The sequence below is a fragment of the Pectobacterium sp. PL64 genome, assembly GCF_022477975.1.
In the GTDB taxonomy this organism is placed as follows: Bacteria; Pseudomonadota; Gammaproteobacteria; order Enterobacterales; family Enterobacteriaceae; genus Pectobacterium; species Pectobacterium jejuense.
In genome coordinates this window covers 4,194,329-4,210,742 of sequence record NZ_CP092070.1, presented here as the reverse complement: position 1 = coordinate 4,210,742, position 16,414 = coordinate 4,194,329, and the positions used below count along the sequence as shown (strand labels likewise).

The 16,414-nt window shown below is 50.2% G+C and carries 10 protein-coding genes, 3 tRNA genes and 3 rRNA genes; 14 read left to right on the top strand and 2 right to left on the bottom strand.

What is annotated here, in order from left to right:
• Positions 1 to 37 precede the first annotated feature (37 nt).
• From trkH to yjfF, 12 genes are all read left to right on the top strand, one after another.
• Positions 38 to 1,489 carry a Trk system potassium transporter TrkH gene (gene trkH / locus HP572_RS18935; protein WP_010298674.1) on the top strand — a complete coding sequence of 484 codons (1,452 nt, stop codon included), beginning with the start codon at positions 38 to 40 and terminating at the stop codon, positions 1,487 to 1,489.
• A gap of 21 nt (positions 1,490 to 1,510) precedes the next feature.
• On the top strand, positions 1,511 to 2,050 hold the full coding sequence (gene hemG, locus HP572_RS18930) for a menaquinone-dependent protoporphyrinogen IX dehydrogenase (protein WP_240584025.1): 540 nt from the start codon (positions 1,511 to 1,513) through the stop codon (positions 2,048 to 2,050).
• A gap of 392 nt (positions 2,051 to 2,442) precedes the next feature.
• Positions 2,443 to 3,985 (top strand): 16S ribosomal RNA (locus tag HP572_RS18925).
• Between the two features lie 73 nt (positions 3,986 to 4,058).
• Positions 4,059 to 4,135, top strand: a tRNA-Ile gene (locus HP572_RS18920).
• 42 nt (positions 4,136 to 4,177) lie between these two features.
• Positions 4,178 to 4,253: transfer RNA gene (locus tag HP572_RS18915), tRNA-Ala, on the top strand.
• Between the two features lie 221 nt (positions 4,254 to 4,474).
• Positions 4,475 to 7,383: ribosomal RNA gene (locus HP572_RS18910) — 23S ribosomal RNA — on the top strand.
• A gap of 130 nt (positions 7,384 to 7,513) precedes the next feature.
• Positions 7,514 to 7,629 (top strand): 5S ribosomal RNA (gene rrf, locus HP572_RS18905).
• The 16S, 23S and 5S rRNA genes sit together here with 3 tRNA genes alongside, the layout of an rRNA operon.
• A gap of 118 nt (positions 7,630 to 7,747) precedes the next feature.
• Positions 7,748 to 7,823, top strand: a tRNA-Trp gene (locus tag HP572_RS18900).
• A 440-nt stretch (positions 7,824 to 8,263) separates the two neighbouring features.
• Entirely contained in the window at positions 8,264 to 9,220 is a 957-nt protein-coding gene (ytfQ, locus tag HP572_RS18895) for a galactofuranose ABC transporter, galactofuranose-binding protein YtfQ (RefSeq protein ID WP_010283932.1), read from the top strand.
• A 190-nt stretch (positions 9,221 to 9,410) separates the two neighbouring features.
• Positions 9,411 to 10,931 carry a galactofuranose ABC transporter, ATP-binding protein YtfR gene (gene ytfR / locus HP572_RS18890; RefSeq protein ID WP_240584024.1) on the top strand — a complete coding sequence of 507 codons (1,521 nt, stop codon included), beginning with the start codon at positions 9,411 to 9,413 and terminating at the stop codon, positions 10,929 to 10,931.
• Positions 10,918 to 11,928: a galactofuranose ABC transporter, ATP-binding protein YtfT gene (gene ytfT, locus HP572_RS18885; RefSeq protein ID WP_240584023.1), complete on the top strand. Its 1,011-nt coding sequence runs from the start codon at positions 10,918 to 10,920 to the stop codon at positions 11,926 to 11,928. Before ytfR ends, ytfT begins: the two co-directional genes overlap by 14 nt.
• Positions 11,928 to 12,890, top strand: coding sequence for a galactofuranose ABC transporter, permease protein YjfF (gene yjfF / locus HP572_RS18880; protein ID WP_095700899.1), 963 nt, complete (start codon positions 11,928 to 11,930; stop codon positions 12,888 to 12,890). Before ytfT ends, yjfF begins: the two co-directional genes overlap by 1 nt.
• Positions 12,891 to 12,911: 21 nt before the next feature.
• Here yjfF and hdfR read toward each other — a convergent pair whose 3' ends face one another.
• Entirely contained in the window at positions 12,912 to 13,739 is an 828-nt protein-coding gene (hdfR, locus tag HP572_RS18875) for an HTH-type transcriptional regulator HdfR (protein WP_010294681.1), read from the bottom strand.
• A gap of 120 nt (positions 13,740 to 13,859) precedes the next feature.
• Between hdfR and HP572_RS18870 the strand changes: the two genes are divergently transcribed.
• On the top strand, positions 13,860 to 14,198 hold the full coding sequence (locus tag HP572_RS18870) for a DUF413 domain-containing protein (protein ID WP_010283921.1): 339 nt from the start codon (positions 13,860 to 13,862) through the stop codon (positions 14,196 to 14,198).
• 57 nt (positions 14,199 to 14,255) lie between these two features.
• Here the strand turns inward: HP572_RS18870 and HP572_RS18865 are convergent, their stop codons facing one another.
• Complete coding sequence (locus HP572_RS18865; RefSeq protein ID WP_240584022.1) at positions 14,256 to 15,782, bottom strand: YifB family Mg chelatase-like AAA ATPase; 1,527 nt, start codon at positions 15,780 to 15,782, stop codon at positions 14,256 to 14,258.
• Positions 15,783 to 16,189: 407 nt separating this feature from the next.
• Between HP572_RS18865 and ilvL the strand changes: the two genes are divergently transcribed.
• Positions 16,190 to 16,288, top strand: coding sequence for an ilv operon leader peptide (gene ilvL, locus HP572_RS18860; RefSeq protein ID WP_071531109.1), 99 nt, complete (start codon positions 16,190 to 16,192; stop codon positions 16,286 to 16,288).
• Positions 16,289 to 16,414: the final 126 nt, after the last annotated feature.

The window sequence follows — 16,414 nt, the reverse complement described above, 5'->3', positions numbered from 1 at the left end:
CCAGCGCTTTTTATGAATCATTGAGGAATTCCCTGCGATGCACTTGCGCGCCATAACCCGTATTGTCGGCCAGTTGGTTATCCTGTTTTCCGGGACAATGGTTATTCCCGGACTGGTGGCATTAATTTACCGCGATGGCGCAGGCCGGGCGTTTACGCAGACATTTATTGTCGCGCTGGCGATTGGCATCATGCTGTGGTTACCAAACCGAAAACAGAAGCATGAACTGAAATCTCGCGAAGGGTTCCTGATCGTTGTTCTCTTCTGGACGGTGCTGGGAAGCGTCGGTGCGCTGCCTTTCCTGTTTGCGGAACATCCTAATCTGGGCGTAACGGATGCTTTTTTCGAATCGTTCTCTGGCCTAACGACAACGGGTGCCACTACGCTGGTCGGGTTGGATTCTCTGCCTAAAGCCATCCTGTTTTATCGACAAATGCTGCAATGGTTTGGCGGGATGGGGATCATCGTACTCGCCGTTGCCATCCTGCCGATTCTTGGTGTTGGTGGGATGCAGCTTTATCGCGCGGAGATGCCGGGGCCGTTGAAGGAAAACAAAATGCGCCCGCGTATTGCCGATACGGCAAAAACGCTATGGCTGATTTATCTCTTACTGACGATTGCCTGTGCCGTCGCGCTTTGGCTGGCTGGAATGCCAGTATTCGATGCGATTGGCCACAGCTTCTCAACGGTGTCCGTCGGCGGGTTCTCTACCCACGATGCCAGTATCGGCTACTTCAATAGTCCAACGATCAACACCATCATCGCGATATTCCTGCTGATTTCCGGCTGTAACTTTGGCTTGCACTTTGCCCTGCTGAGCGGTCGCAGCCTGAAGGTATACTGGCGTGACCCGGAATTCCGCATGTTCATCTTTGTTCAGCTGTCGCTGGTGGCCGTGTGTACGATTGTCCTGTGGTTCCACCACGTTTATGACAGCGGGATGCAGACGATCAATCAGGCGTTTTTCCAGGTTGTCTCTATGGCGACAACGGCAGGGTTTACCACGGATAGCATTGCATCGTGGCCGCTTTTCCTGCCGGTTTTGCTTCTGTGCTCTGCATTTATTGGCGGGTGTGCGGGCTCAACTGGGGGCGGCTTGAAAGTGATTCGTATCCTGCTGCTTTTCCTGCAGGGATCGCGTGAGCTTAAGCGTTTAGTGCATCCGAATGCGGTTTATACGATTAAGCTGGGTCATCGGGCGTTGCCTGAACGCATCCTTGAAGCCGTGTGGGGATTCTTTTCCGCATATGCGCTGGTTTTTATTGTCAGCATGCTGGCTGTCATTGCGACAGGCGTTGATGATTTCTCCGCGTTTGCGGCGGTCGCGGCCACATTGAATAACCTGGGGCCGGGGCTGGGTGTTGTCGCTGAGAATTTTACCTCGATGAATGATACGGCGAAATGGATTCTGATACTGACAATGCTGTTCGGTCGTTTGGAAGTCTTCACGCTTTTAGTGCTGTTTACGCCAACCTTCTGGCGGGAATAGTCTCCATAAGGATAAAGAACAATGAAAGCTTTGATCGTGTTTTCGAGTCGGGATGGGCAAACAAGAGCGATTGCCTCCTATATTGCGAATACGCTGAAGGGAACCCTGGAGTGTGATGTTGTTAACGTACTCAATGCGAATGATATCGATCTGAGCCAATACGATCGGGTTGCGATTGGGGCATCGATTCGATACGGGCGCTTTCATCCGGCGGTAAATCAATTTATCCGTAAGCATCTGACTGCTCTACAGCAGCGACCCAGCGCATTCTTCTCCGTGAACCTCACTGCGCGTAAGCCAGAAAAGCGCACAATACAAACCAATGCTTATACGCGTAAGTTCCTGCTGAATTCTCCCTGGCAGCCAGATTTGTGCTGCGTATTTGCTGGCGCCCTACGCTACCCACGCTACCGCTGGTTTGATCGGGTAATGATTCAACTCATTATGCGTATAACTGGGGGAGAAACAGATAGTACTAAAGAGATTGAATATACAGACTGGCAGCAGGTTTCCCGTTTCGCTCAGGATTTCGCTCAATTAGCGGCGAAAAATCCGGCATAACGGCGTCTTTTAATTCGCTTTGCTGAAAAAATCCCCACTCGGTAATTTTTTTGCATTTAGCACTTGTCAGTGGCCGAGAAGTCCCTATAATGCGCCTCCACTGACACGGCAACAGCGACACGCGGTTGTGGTGACAGGAAAAAGATTCAACGAAGGCGGTCAGTAATGACTTGACTTCACAGCGGAAAAGCATAGTATATGCAGCCCGCGCCACCGATGAAGTGGCACTGCTCTTTAACAATTTAATCAGACAATCTGTGTGGGCACTCACAAGACCGTATCTTAACGATATAAAAAAGTCTTGAAGAGTGAACAACAGTAAAATTCATTACGAATGAACAGTTTTAATTCTTTGAGCATCGCTGACGAGTTCAGCAAATCAAACAAATCTTAAATTGAAGAGTTTGATCATGGCTCAGATTGAACGCTGGCGGCAGGCCTAACACATGCAAGTCGAGCGGTAGCACAGGGGAGCTTGCTCCTTGGGTGACGAGCGGCGGACGGGTGAGTAATGTCTGGGAAACTGCCTGATGGAGGGGGATAACTACTGGAAACGGTAGCTAATACCGCATAACCTCGCAAGAGCAAAGAGGGGGACCTTCGGGCCTCTCGCCATCAGATGTGCCCAGATGGGATTAGCTAGTAGGTGAGGTAATGGCTCACCTAGGCGACGATCCCTAGCTGGTCTGAGAGGATGACCAGCCACACTGGAACTGAGACACGGTCCAGACTCCTACGGGAGGCAGCAGTGGGGAATATTGCACAATGGGCGCAAGCCTGATGCAGCCATGCCGCGTGTGTGAAGAAGGCCTTCGGGTTGTAAAGCACTTTCAGCGGGGAGGAAGGCGATAAGGTTAATAACCTTATCGATTGACGTTACCCGCAGAAGAAGCACCGGCTAACTCCGTGCCAGCAGCCGCGGTAATACGGAGGGTGCAAGCGTTAATCGGAATGACTGGGCGTAAAGCGCACGCAGGCGGTCTGTTAAGTTGGATGTGAAATCCCCGGGCTTAACCTGGGAACTGCATTCAAAACTGACAGGCTAGAGTCTTGTAGAGGGGGGTAGAATTCCAGGTGTAGCGGTGAAATGCGTAAGAGATCTGGAGGAATACCGGTGGCGAAGGCGGCCCCCTGGACAAAGACTGACGCTCAGGTGCGAAAGCGTGGGGAGCAAACAGGATTAGATACCCTGGTAGTCCACGCTGTAAACGATGTCGATTTGGAGGTTGTGCCCTTGAGGCGTGGCTTCCGGAGCTAACGCGTTAAATCGACCGCCTGGGGAGTACGGCCGCAAGGTTAAAACTCAAATGAATTGACGGGGGCCCGCACAAGCGGTGGAGCATGTGGTTTAATTCGATGCAACGCGAAGAACCTTACCTACTCTTGACATCCAGAGAATTTGCTAGAGATAGCTTAGTGCCTTCGGGAACTCTGAGACAGGTGCTGCATGGCTGTCGTCAGCTCGTGTTGTGAAATGTTGGGTTAAGTCCCGCAACGAGCGCAACCCTTATCCTTTGTTGCCAGCGATTCGGTCGGGAACTCAAAGGAGACTGCCGGTGATAAACCGGAGGAAGGTGGGGATGACGTCAAGTCATCATGGCCCTTACGAGTAGGGCTACACACGTGCTACAATGGCGTATACAAAGAGAAGCGACCTCGCGAGAGCAAGCGGACCTCATAAAGTACGTCGTAGTCCGGATTGGAGTCTGCAACTCGACTCCATGAAGTCGGAATCGCTAGTAATCGTAGATCAGAATGCTACGGTGAATACGTTCCCGGGCCTTGTACACACCGCCCGTCACACCATGGGAGTGGGTTGCAAAAGAAGTAGGTAGCTTAACCTTCGGGAGGGCGCTTACCACTTTGTGATTCATGACTGGGGTGAAGTCGTAACAAGGTAACCGTAGGGGAACCTGCGGTTGGATCACCTCCTTACCAAAAAGATGTGTGTTGCGTGAAGTGCTCACACAGATTGTCTGATGAAAATAACGAGCAGAAATACCTTAATAGGCTTGTAGCTCAGGTGGTTAGAGCGCACCCCTGATAAGGGTGAGGTCGGTGGTTCAAGTCCACTCAGGCCTACCAACTCTTCCGTGAGTGGTATCTAAGGTATCTGTAAGCAACGATGGGGTTATAGCTCAGCTGGGAGAGCGCCTGCCTTGCACGCAGGAGGTCTGCGGTTCGATCCCGCATAGCTCCACCATCACTACCTGCTTGATAAAAAATTTCAGAGTGTACCTGTATAGGTGCACTGCGAAGTTTTGCTCTTTAACAATCTGGAACAAGCTGAAAATTGAAACATGACAGCTGAACATGCATTGATGCCTGCGGGTATGAATGGCGTGTCAGTATGTTAATGAGTCTCTCAAATAATCGCAGCGCGAACAGTGACTTTGAGTTATCAAAGACACCTTCGGGTTGTGAGGTTAAGCGACTAAGCGTACACGGTGGATGCCTAGGCAGTCAGAGGCGATGAAGGGCGTGCTAATCTGCGATAAGCGTCGGTAAGCTGATATGAAGCGTTATACCCGACGATACCCGAATGGGGAAACCCAGTGTGTTTCGACACACTATCATGACATGAATACATAGTGTACATGAGGCGAACCGGGGGAACTGAAACATCTCAGTACCCCGAGGAAAAGAAATCAACCGAGATTCCCCTAGTAGCGGCGAGCGAACGGGGAGGAGCCCAGAACCTGAATCAGTTTGTGTGTTAGTGGAAGCGTCTGGAAAGTCGCACAGTAAAGGGTGATAGTCCCGTACACAAAAATGCACAAGCTGTGAGTTCGATGAGTAGGGCGGGACACGTGACATCCTGTCTGAATATGGGGGGACCATCCTCCAAGGCTAAATACTCCTGACTGACCGATAGTGAACCAGTACCGTGAGGGAAAGGCGAAAAGAACCCCGGCGAGGGGAGTGAAATAGAACCTGAAACCGTGTACGTACAAGCAGTGGGAGCCTACTTGTTAGGTGACTGCGTACCTTTTGTATAATGGGTCAGCGACTTATATTCTGTAGCAAGGTTAACCGTATAGGGGAGCCGCAGGGAAACCGAGTCTTAACTGGGCGTTAAGTTGCAGGGTATAGACCCGAAACCCGGTGATCTAGCCATGGGCAGGTTGAAGGTTGGGTAACACTAACTGGAGGACCGAACCGACTAATGTTGAAAAATTAGCGGATGACTTGTGGCTGGGGGTGAAAGGCCAATCAAACCGGGAGATAGCTGGTTCTCCCCGAAAGCTATTTAGGTAGCGCCTCGTGAACTCATCTTCGGGGGTAGAGCACTGTTTCGGCTAGGGGGTCATCCCGACTTACCAACCCGATGCAAACTACGAATACCGAAGAATGTTATCACGGGAGACACACGGCGGGTGCTAACGTTCGTCGTGAAGAGGGAAACAACCCAGACCGCCAGCTAAGGTCCCAAAGTCATGGTTAAGTGGGAAACGATGTGGGAAGGCATAGACAGCCAGGATGTTGGCTTAGAAGCAGCCATCATTTAAAGAAAGCGTAATAGCTCACTGGTCGAGTCGGCCTGCGCGGAAGATGTAACGGGGCTAAACCATGCACCGAAGCTGCGGCAGCGACACGTTAGGTGTTGTTGGGTAGGGGAGCGTTCTGTAAGCCGTCGAAGGTGGCCTGTGAGGGCTGCTGGAGGTATCAGAAGTGCGAATGCTGACATAAGTAACGATAATGCGGGTGAAAAACCCGCACGCCGGAAGACCAAGGGTTCCTGTCCAACGTTAATCGGGGCAGGGTGAGTCGACCCCTAAGGCGAGGCTGAAAAGCGTAGTCGATGGGAAACAGGTTAATATTCCTGTACTCGGTGTTACTGCGAAGGGGGGACGGAGAAAGCTAGGTTATCCGGGCGACGGTTGTCCCGGTTTAAGCGTGAAGGTGGATGACTTTGGTAAATCCGGGTCATTGTTAACACTGAGGCGTGATGACGAGTCACTACGGTGATGAAGTAACCGATGCTACGCTTCCAGGAAAAGCCTCTAAGCTCCAGGTAACATCAAATCGTACCCCAAACCGACACAGGTGGTCAGGTAGAGAATACTCAGGCGCTTGAGAGAACTCGGGTGAAGGAACTAGGCAAAATGGTGCCGTAACTTCGGGAGAAGGCACGCTGATGGTAGGTGAAGTGACTTGCTCATGGAGCTGAAATCAGTCGAAGATACCAGCTGGCTGCAACTGTTTAATAAAAACACAGCACTGTGCAAACACGAAAGTGGACGTATACGGTGTGACGCCTGCCCGGTGCCGGAAGGTTAATTGATGGGGTCAGCCGCAAGGCGAAGCTCTTGATCGAAGCCCCGGTAAACGGCGGCCGTAACTATAACGGTCCTAAGGTAGCGAAATTCCTTGTCGGGTAAGTTCCGACCTGCACGAATGGCGTAATGATGGCCAGGCTGTCTCCACCCGAGACTCAGTGAAATTGAACTCGCTGTGAAGATGCAGTGTACCCGCGGCAAGACGGAAAGACCCCGTGAACCTTTACTATAGCTTGACACTGAACCTTGAGCCTTGATGTGTAGGATAGGTGGGAGGCTTTGAAGCGTGGACGCCAGTCTGCGTGGAGCCAACCTTGAAATACCACCCTTTAATGTTTGATGTTCTAACGTGGACCCGTGATCCGGGTTGCGGACAGTGTCTGGTGGGTAGTTTGACTGGGGCGGTCTCCTCCCAAAGCGTAACGGAGGAGCACGAAGGTTAGCTAATCCTGGTCGGACATCAGGAGGTTAGTGCAAAGGCATAAGCTAGCTTGACTGCGAGAGTGACAGCTCGAGCAGGTGCGAAAGCAGGTCTTAGTGATCCGGTGGTTCTGAATGGAAGGGCCATCGCTCAACGGATAAAAGGTACTCCGGGGATAACAGGCTGATACCGCCCAAGAGTTCATATCGACGGCGGTGTTTGGCACCTCGATGTCGGCTCATCACATCCTGGGGCTGAAGTAGGTCCCAAGGGTATGGCTGTTCGCCATTTAAAGTGGTACGCGAGCTGGGTTTAGAACGTCGTGAGACAGTTCGGTCCCTATCTGCCGTGGGCGTTGGAAGATTGAGAGGGGTTGCTCCTAGTACGAGAGGACCGGAGTGAACGCACCACTGGTGTACGGGTTGTGATGCCAATTGCATTGCCCGGTAGCTAAGTGCGGAAGAGATAACCGCTGAAAGCATCTAAGCGGGAAACTTGCCTCGAGATGAGTCTTCCCTGGGCACTTGATACCCCTGAAGGGCCGTTGAAGACGACGACGTAGATAGGCTGGGTGTGTAAGCGTAGCGATACGTTGAGCTAACCAGTACTAATGACCCGAGAGGCTTAACCTTACAACACCGAAGGTGTTTTGTGGGCGACTCATAGAAACGTGTTTTGATTTTAGCTTGTTCAGAGATTGGTTCTGATGGTTGTGTGCACTAAAAAAAGTGAAACATAACGGTTGGAATGAAACAGAATTTGCCTGGCGGCGATAGCGCGGTGGTCCCACCTGACCCCATGCCGAACTCAGAAGTGAAACGCCGTAGCGCCGATGGTAGTGTGGGGCTTCCCCATGTGAGAGTAGGGAACTGCCAGGCATCAAATTAAGCAGTAAGCCGGAGCAATCTGGTGGTTGTAGAGAAATTCGGTGGAGCGGTAGTTCAGTTGGTTAGAATACCTGCCTGTCACGCAGGGGGTCGCGGGTAAGCGTAATTTAGGGGCGTAGCTCAGTTGGTAGAGCACCGGTCTCCAAAACCGGGTGTCGCGAGTTCGAGTCTCTCCGCCCCTGCCAAATAAGACCCTTCACGTTATCGTGAAGGGTTTTTTTTTGATCTGTACTTTATGCTCGATCCTGTCTCGTCTCCCTCTTTTCAATTTCTCCGTTATTTCTCCCCTGTAGATATCTAATTAACCTAACGTGTTGTTATTTAATAGATAAAATTCTCTGATGTGCTGTTGATAGATCGTGCTGATTTAGCTGTAAATATGCACAAAATCACCGTAATACCAGGTTGTGAACTTGCTCATTCATCTTGTTCGATATTTGAACTAAAACTATCTACAACCTGAGTGGAGGGAAATTATTTTTCATAATGATCCTTCAGGTTGCATTCACTTGTTAGTGATACCTGCCAACATCACATCGGTAGCGCTACAGCAGAAATTCTTAGCGCTATGCTGTACCTGAAATCTGACTAAGTAGCTGTAAGACTACACAGAAGGAGTTTAAGTATGTACAGACGTTTACTGGTAGCTGTTGCTGTAAGCACTGCGTTATGTGGTGCCGTACAGGCAAAACCCTTAACGGTTGGGTTTTCCCAGATTGGTTCAGAATCAGGATGGCGCTCTGCGGAAACTAAAGTGTCAAAGCAGGAAGCCGAGAAGCGTGGGATAACGTTAAAAATAGCTGATGCTCAGCAGAAGCAGGAGAATCAGATTAAGGCTGTGCGGTCATTCATCGCTCAGGGCGTAGATGCCATATTTATTGCGCCAGTTGTCGCGACAGGTTGGGCGCCAGTCTTACAGGAAGCTAAAGAAGCAAAAATCCCAGTGTTCCTGCTTGATAGAACGATTGAGGTTAGCGATCCATCGTTGTACACCGCTGCTATCGCCTCTGATAGCGTCTATGAAGGAAAAGTGGCAGGGGAGTGGCTTGTGAAAGAAGCCGCTGGCAAACCTTGTAATGTTGTTGAGTTGCAGGGAACGGTTGGGGCTAGCGTTGCGATAAACCGTAAGAAAGGATTTGCTGACGGTATAGCTTCAGATCCACAGATAAAAATTATTCGTTCACAGTCGGGAGATTTTACTCGCAGTAAGGGTAAAGAAGTCATGGAAAGCTTTATTAAAGCTGAGCAGAACGGAAAAAATATCTGTGCGGTTTATGCACATAATGATGACATGGCAATAGGTGCTATTCAGGCAATTAAAGAAGCAGGTCTGAAACCTGGTTCACAAATAAAGGTTGTCTCCATTGATGGTGTCCCTGATATTTTCAAAGCTATGATGAATGGTGAAGCTAATGCCACCGTTGAATTAACACCCAATATGGCTGGGCCTGCTTTTGATGCTTTATTAGCGATGAAGAAAGACGGGAAACAGCCTGAAAAATTCATTCAAACCGAATCGCGTTTATTACTACCTGACACGGCAAAACAGGAATATGAAACCAAGAAAGACCTTGGTTATTGATATTTATATTGTGGATTTATCATTGATATAAATTTTGCTAAATACCTGGCAGAAATATGAATATGGGAAAGTGGGCTTGCGATGTTTTCTACACCGTTTCATCACGGGGCAGTGAATATTGTCAGCCTACTTACCATAATATTGCTCAGGTGTGATGTAGCCTTGTTAAGTTGTCGCATAGGTGATGCTGATGGAAACGACACGGTTGTTAGATATTCGGGGCATGAGCGTTGAGTTTCCGGGAGTAAAAGCATTAGATCAAGTGGACTTCACGCTTAATCGCGGCGAAATAGTGGCGCTATTAGGTGAGAATGGTGCAGGAAAATCAACCTTAATTAAGGCGTTGACCGGCGTTTACCATCGCTCAGCGGGTGAAATTATCCTCGATGGTATGGCGATTAATCCTGTAAATACGGCCCATGCTCAGTCATTGGGTATTGGTACTGTCTATCAGGAAGTTAATCTATTACCGAATCTGTCAGTGGCGGCAAATCTATTTATTGGCCGTGAGCCCACACGTTGGGGCATCGTGGATCAACATAAAATCCTGCGTCAGGCTGAAGCCCTCTTATTGAATTATGGACTGATGATCGATGTTAGCCACCCGCTTGGTAATTACTCCATCGCAGTTCAGCAAATTGTCGCTATCGCCAGAGCTATCGATCTTTCCGCTAAAGTTTTAATTCTTGATGAACCGACCGCAAGCCTTGATGCAAAAGAAGTTGATATGTTACTGGATATATTGCGGAAGTTGCGCGATCGCGGAATCGGTATGATATTTGTGACGCACTTTCTGGATCAGGTTTATCGCATTAGCGACAGAATTACCGTTTTGCGTAATGGAAGGTTAGTGGGGACATTGCCTGCCGCAGAATTACCACGTATTGAATTAGTCCAAATGATGCTGGGACACAGTTTTGATGAAACGTTATTGAAGCGTGGCGAACATAGTGACGTCTCAGGTGAGCCCATCGTGCAGTTTAAACACTATGGTCGGCGTGGCTCGATTAATGACTTCGAGCTTTCCGTGCGCCCGGGAGAAATTGTTGGCCTCGCTGGTCTACTGGGTTCCGGCCGGACAGAAACCGCGCAGCTGATATTTGGTATTAACGTGCCTGATGCCGGCGAAGCCAGAGTGGATGGCAAACAAGTCAGCATTCGCACGCCGCGTGCAGCAGGAAAGCTCGGCTTTGGCTATTGCCCTGAGGATCGCAAGACTGACGGCATTGTCGGTGCGGCAACAGTACGAGAGAACATCATTCTGGCACTTCAGGCGCAGCGCGGCTGGCTGAAGCCTATTTCCTTACGTGAACAAACCCGTATCGCTGAAAAATTTATCAGCCTATTAGGGATTCGTACGCCCAGTCCAGAGCAGGAAATTCAGTATCTATCGGGTGGAAATCAGCAAAAAGTCCTGCTATCGCGCTGGCTGGCAACAGAACCACGCTTCTTAATTTTGGATGAGCCAACGCGAGGAATCGATGTTGGTGCGCATGCTGAAATCATTCGCCTGATCGAAAAACTGTGTGAACAGGGGATGGCGTTACTCGTGATCTCTTCTGAACTGGAAGAACTGACTGGTTATGCGGACCGCATCATTGTGCTGCGTGACAGGCAGCACGTTGCACATCTTGAACATCATGAGATCTCGGTTGCCGCAGTGATGCAGGCAATCGCAGTACAAACGGGAGCAGCTGATGACAGACAATAACGTCAAACCTGCCAAAAAAGTCCGCCTAACGTTCACCAAAGGAGTGCCACAGCTTCTGGCGCTCGTTGCCATCTTGCTGATTGATAGCATGGTCGCGCCCAACTTCTTCTCCCTCCATATTCAGGATGGGCGCTTGTTCGGTAGCCTTATCGACATCCTTAACCGCAGCGCGCCCGTTGCGCTGCTGGCATTAGGTATGACGTTAGTGATTGCAACTGGCGGAATCGATTTATCAGTTGGCGCGGTAATGGCGATTGCAGGCGCGACGGCCGCAACGCTGACTGCTGCTGGTCATCCGCTGCCTTCTGTATTGCTGATTGCGCTATTGGTTGGCGCACTGTGTGGGCTATGGAACGGCTTTCTGGTTGCGGTGTTACAGATTCAGCCGATTGTGGCGACGTTAATGCTGATGGTTGCTGGGCGAGGCATTGCTCAGCTGATTACCGAAGGTCAAATTATCACGTTTGATAATGCCGGGTTGGCTAAGCTGGGCAGCGGAACCCTGTTCTATCTCCCCATGCCAGTGATTATTGCCAGCGTGATGCTGCTGGCGTTGTGGATTTTGACGCGTAAAACGGCGCTTGGGCTATTTATCGAATCTGTCGGTATTAATTTGCGATCGGCTCGCAACGCTGGCGTGAGTACGAAGCTGGTATTGGTCGCAGCTTATGTCATATGCGGCGTGTGTGCGGCCGTAGCGGGCGTTATCGTGACGGCAGATATCCGTGGGGCGGATGCGAACAACGCGGGCCTCTGGCTGGAATTAGACGCGATTTTGGCTGTGGTGATCGGTGGCGGCTCTCTACTTGGCGGCCGTTTTAATTTGCTGCTCTCTGTCGTCGGTGCCTTGATTATTCAGAGTATGAATACTGGCATCCTGCTGTCTGGCTATCGGCCGGAATTCAACCTGGTTCTAAAAGCACTCGTTGTTCTGCTGGTTTTGGTTATGCAATCTCCGCGTATTTCGTTACATCACCTGTTCAGGAGGAAAACATAATGTTGAAACGCCACTTCCCCCTGTTGATGACGATTCTGGTCTTTATTGCTGGCTATTTATTCTGTCTCAGCCAGTTTCCCGGCTTTGCTTCGACGCGAGTGTTCTTTGATTTACTGACGGATAACGCCTTTCTGGGGATCGTGGCAGTGGGGATGACGTTTGTCATCCTGTCCGGTGGGATCGATCTCTCTGTAGGGTCAGTCATTGCATTTACCGGTGTGTTACTGGCCAAATTGATCGGTACGTATGGCATTGATCCTTTCTTTGCGTTCGCAATAGCGCTGGTGATGGGCGCCATGTTTGGTGGGTTGATGGGATGGATTATCGACACGCTCAAATTGCCTGCCTTTATTATCACGCTGGCGGGGATGTTCTTTGTCCGAGGAATGAGCTTTATCGTTTCACAAGAGTCGATTCCGATCGATCATCCGGTCTATAGCCAACTGGCGGGTTTAGCATGGCGCATGCCGGATGGGGGACGATTTACCTTTCTAGCGCTAGTGATGTTGATTGTGGTGCTGTTGGGGATTGTGATAGCGCATCGAACTCGTTTCGGTAACCGTGTTTATGCGATTGGTGGTAGCAGCTATTCAGCAGAACTGATGGGGGTACCCGTCAGGCGGACGACGATTCATATCTACATGCTTTCCAGTACGTTAGCGGTGTTGTCAGGTATTGTTTTCTCTCTCTACACCTCAGCGGGTTATGCCCTGGCGGCAAGCGGTGTGGAATTGGACGCCATCGCTGCCGTTGTCATCGGCGGCACACTACTGACCGGCGGTGTCGGGACCGTATTGGGCACCCTGTTTGGCGTACTGATTCAAGGGCTGATTCAAACGTATATCACGTTTGATGGCACCTTGAGCTCATGGTGGACAAAAATCGTCATTGGTTTCCTGCTGTTTGCTTTCATTGGGTTACAGAAGGCGTTAAGCACATTCTGGTTGGCCAGACGTGCTTAAGTTGGTTGTGAGCAAAATAGCTCATGGATTAATCACAATAGGTGTTTTCAGCAACTGACGAATCATTGTCTGCTGATCGCTGTTTTGTAACCAAACGGCATAAAACGGGCGCACGACGGGCTGGCTGTCGCCGACTATCCGCAGGTTAGAATAGGTTTGTAACCAATGGCTGGGTAAAAACGCGCAGCCGCCAGTTGTTTCAAGCAGTTGGCGGGTCAACTGGGCCGATGTTGTTGTCAAAACGGGAAGCTGATCGCTGGCTAATAGGCGATGTTCCTGCTGATGAAAGTCTGCGCCCCACTCCAATTTTATATAAGGCAGTTCCTGTCCAGGTGGGTGCGCTTCTGCTGCAAACAGCGAAAGGGAGAAGTTGCCCAGCAGCTGGCTTGCCAATTCTTCCATTTTTGGCTGTTCGGTCGTAATCAACAGATCCAACTGACGCTCATGGAGTTGTTTTACCAGCGAGTGACGTAAGGCAATGCGCGCTTCTAGCTGGAGCAACGGGCGCTGTTGATACAGCGATTGTAGCCAGGGCGTCAGATAGGCCTCCCAGAGTGACGCAGTTGCTCCAACCGAAAGCAGGCTGTGTTGCTGCGAGCGTGCGACCTCCTTTTTAGCAATCTGCCAGGTACCGATAAGGCTTTCCGCATAGGGCAGAAGCCGTTCACCGGCGGGGGTCAGGCGTATGTTGTTACGATGGCGTGTGAACAGGTTGGCACCAAGCTGCGTCTCTAACTGGCGAATCCGAAAACTCACCGCTGACTGTGTGAGATACAGGGATTCTGCGGCACGGCCAAAGTGTCTTGTCCTGCTGACTTCCAGAAAGGTTTTTAGTAATTCGGTATCCACGCCCATCTCCAAAAAAATTTTGTCGTAATGATTTAAATGTTTTGTTTTACACAATGTCAAGCCTATCTAATACTCCGCGCCATAAACAACACGACCATAGAAGAATTAGGAGCGTGTAAGATGGCAGAAAGCTTCTCTACCACTAATCGTTTTTTTGATAACAAGTTCTACCCGCGTGGTTTTTCCCGACATGGCGACTTTACGATTAAAGAAGCACAATTGTTGGAGCGCCACGGTTACGCGTTTAACGAGCTGGATTTGGGTAAACGTGAACCGGTGACTGAGGAAGAGACATCGTTTGTTGCAATGTGCCGCGGCGAACGTAAAGCGGAGACGGAACTGGAAAAAATCTGGTCCAAATATCTGGATCGTATCCGTCGTCCTAAACGCTTCCATACGTTGTCTGGTGGTAAGCCGCAGATGGATGCAGTGGAAGAATACACTGAAAGCGATGATTAATTAAGAATGGGGCTAGCGCCCCATTTCCTTTTGTGGCGAACAAATGTCATGCTCTCGCTATTCAAGGCTTTTGTGGAGTTGGATGAGCAATCGATCCATACAGCGATAGCTCAGCGCTTCGGCAAGGTGTTTTCTTTCAATATTATCCCGACCGCCGAGGTCAGCGATCGTGCGCGCGACTTTCAATATCCTGTGCCATGCACGTACGGATAAGCCAAGTTTGTTCATCACCTCTTCCAAATAGGTCGCATCAGCCATCTCCAATCCGCAGTGTTTTTCTATTTCACGTGAAGTGAGTAGTGCGTTGATTTTATTTGCCCGCTTCAGCTGTATCTGCCTTGCAATCAGCACGCGATCGCGAATTGTCGCGCTGCTTTCGCCTTGATAATGCTGCTGAGATAAAACCCCTGGTGGTAGCAAAGGGACTTCGATTGAAAGGTCAAAGCGATCCAAAAAGGGACCGGAAAGTTTGCTGAGATAGCGCAGTATTTGTTGTGCTGGCAACCGGTTATGAACGCCCTGATAGTGTCCTGAGGGACTGGGATTCATTGCGGCGACGAGCTGCACCCGTGCTGGGTAACACACTTTAGCCCGAGTACGGGAAATGATAATTTCACCGGACTCCAAAGGCTCTCGTAGTGAGTCCAGTACGCGTCGCTCAAACTCCGGTAATTCGTCCAAAAATAGTACACCGTTGTGGGCGAGCGAGATTTCTCCCGGTTTGGGCAGCGACCCTCCGCCCACGAGCGCCGCCATGGAGGAACTATGGTGAGGCGCTCTGAATGGTCTGGCTCGCCAGCGCGTCATGGTGGCATCAATGTTGATTAGGCTATTGATGGCGGCGCTTTCCAGCGCTTCTTCATCGCTTAATGGCGGCATCAGATTGCCTAATCGGCTCGCCAGCATGGTTTTCCCGGTTCCCGGTGGCCCCAGCAAGAGCAGGTTGTGACCGCCTGCCGCCGCGATTTCCAACGCGCGTTTAGCCTGCTCCTGACCGATGATATCTTTCAGATCGAGCGTATCTTCCTCGATCGGTGGAATGGGCATTATGTCAGAGCAACTGAGCAATTCCTCTTCTCCACTGAGAAAAGCACACACGTCCAACAAATGCCCGGCCATCAGCGCTTCGCCCTGCGGTATCAGCGTCATCTCCCGTTTATTATCATCTGGCAGGACAAGCTGACGGCCTGCTTTTATGGCTTCCAATGCGGCGGGAATTGCGCCATTGACGCCACGTAAGGTGCCAGACAGGCCGAGTTCGCCAAGAAATTCGTAGCGGCTTAGCTTTTCACCATCGATTTGTTCTGAGGCCGCCAGAATCGCCAGAGCAATCGGCAGATCGTAGCGTCCTCCTTCTTTTGGCAGGTCTGCGGGGGCGAGGTTGACCGTGATGCGCTTTGCTGGAAACGTAAATCCGCAATTGATAAGTGCGCTGCGCACGCGATCGCGTGCTTCCTTGACGGTGGTTTCTGGTAAACCCACCAGCGTTAGGGCCGGTAGCCCGCTGCTGATGTGAACTTCGATATAAACGTCAGGCGCTTGTACGCCAATCATTGCCCGAGTATAGGTAACTGCCAATGACATGCTATTTCCCCTTTGCTGATGGCTTGCATCATGTCTGGCAAGGGAGAAGAAGTAGAGGCTGTCGTCGTCAGTTTGCGTAACGGCGTCATGGAATAATGCTCTGTTTCAGTAATGAGTAAAATTTGTGCGCGATGCGCCGCAATTATCTAAGGTGAACCGATCGCTTAACGCTATCCGCCGATCGACGACTCTCGTTTCCATCTGTCACGTTTCTTGTACAACGCTCATTTTTACGCCAACAGGCGAAAATAATTTGATGCGCTTCTACCTTATGATTACGTTGTATTTTTTCTCGTATCATAGGTAATCCTTACGGGTGGCAATGAAAAAAAATGGTTGTCAGGCTATGTCTTACTGTGATAACTCTGTAGGCATTCGTTCGACAGAAGATTAATGAACAACCTATTATGAAAGCCCTATCCCTAGTGATTAGCCTAGTCGTGATTAGCGTGGTGGTGATTATTATCCCACCGTGCGGGGCTGCACTTGGACGAAGAATGGCTTAGAAATCAAGGCCTAATTCAAGAAAACCCCCGCACCGAAAGGTCGGGGGTTTTTTGTTGGGCGTAATCTATAACGGAAAGGAACAGAAAATGAACATCAGCATAAAATTCTGTTATTCCCATAAGATG

What these genes read in the sequence shown, in the direction of transcription:
- trkH (WP_010298674.1), top strand. Translation starts at nt 38, where the DNA reads ATGCACTTGCGCGCCATAACCCGTATTGTCGGCCAGTTGGTTATCCTG.
- hemG (WP_240584025.1), top strand. Translation starts at nt 1,511, where the DNA reads ATGAAAGCTTTGATCGTGTTTTCGAGTCGGGATGGGCAAACAAGAGCG.
- ytfQ (WP_010283932.1), top strand. Translation starts at nt 8,264, where the DNA reads ATGTACAGACGTTTACTGGTAGCTGTTGCTGTAAGCACTGCGTTATGT.
- ytfR (WP_240584024.1), top strand. Translation starts at nt 9,411, where the DNA reads ATGGAAACGACACGGTTGTTAGATATTCGGGGCATGAGCGTTGAGTTT.
- ytfT (WP_240584023.1), top strand. Translation starts at nt 10,918, where the DNA reads ATGACAGACAATAACGTCAAACCTGCCAAAAAAGTCCGCCTAACGTTC.
- yjfF (WP_095700899.1), top strand. Translation starts at nt 11,928, where the DNA reads ATGTTGAAACGCCACTTCCCCCTGTTGATGACGATTCTGGTCTTTATT.
- HP572_RS18870 (WP_010283921.1), top strand. Translation starts at nt 13,860, where the DNA reads ATGGCAGAAAGCTTCTCTACCACTAATCGTTTTTTTGATAACAAGTTC.
- HP572_RS18865 (WP_240584022.1), bottom strand. Translation starts at nt 15,782, where the DNA reads ATGTCATTGGCAGTTACCTATACTCGGGCAATGATTGGCGTACAAGCG.
- ilvL (WP_071531109.1), top strand. Translation starts at nt 16,190, where the DNA reads ATGAAAGCCCTATCCCTAGTGATTAGCCTAGTCGTGATTAGCGTGGTG.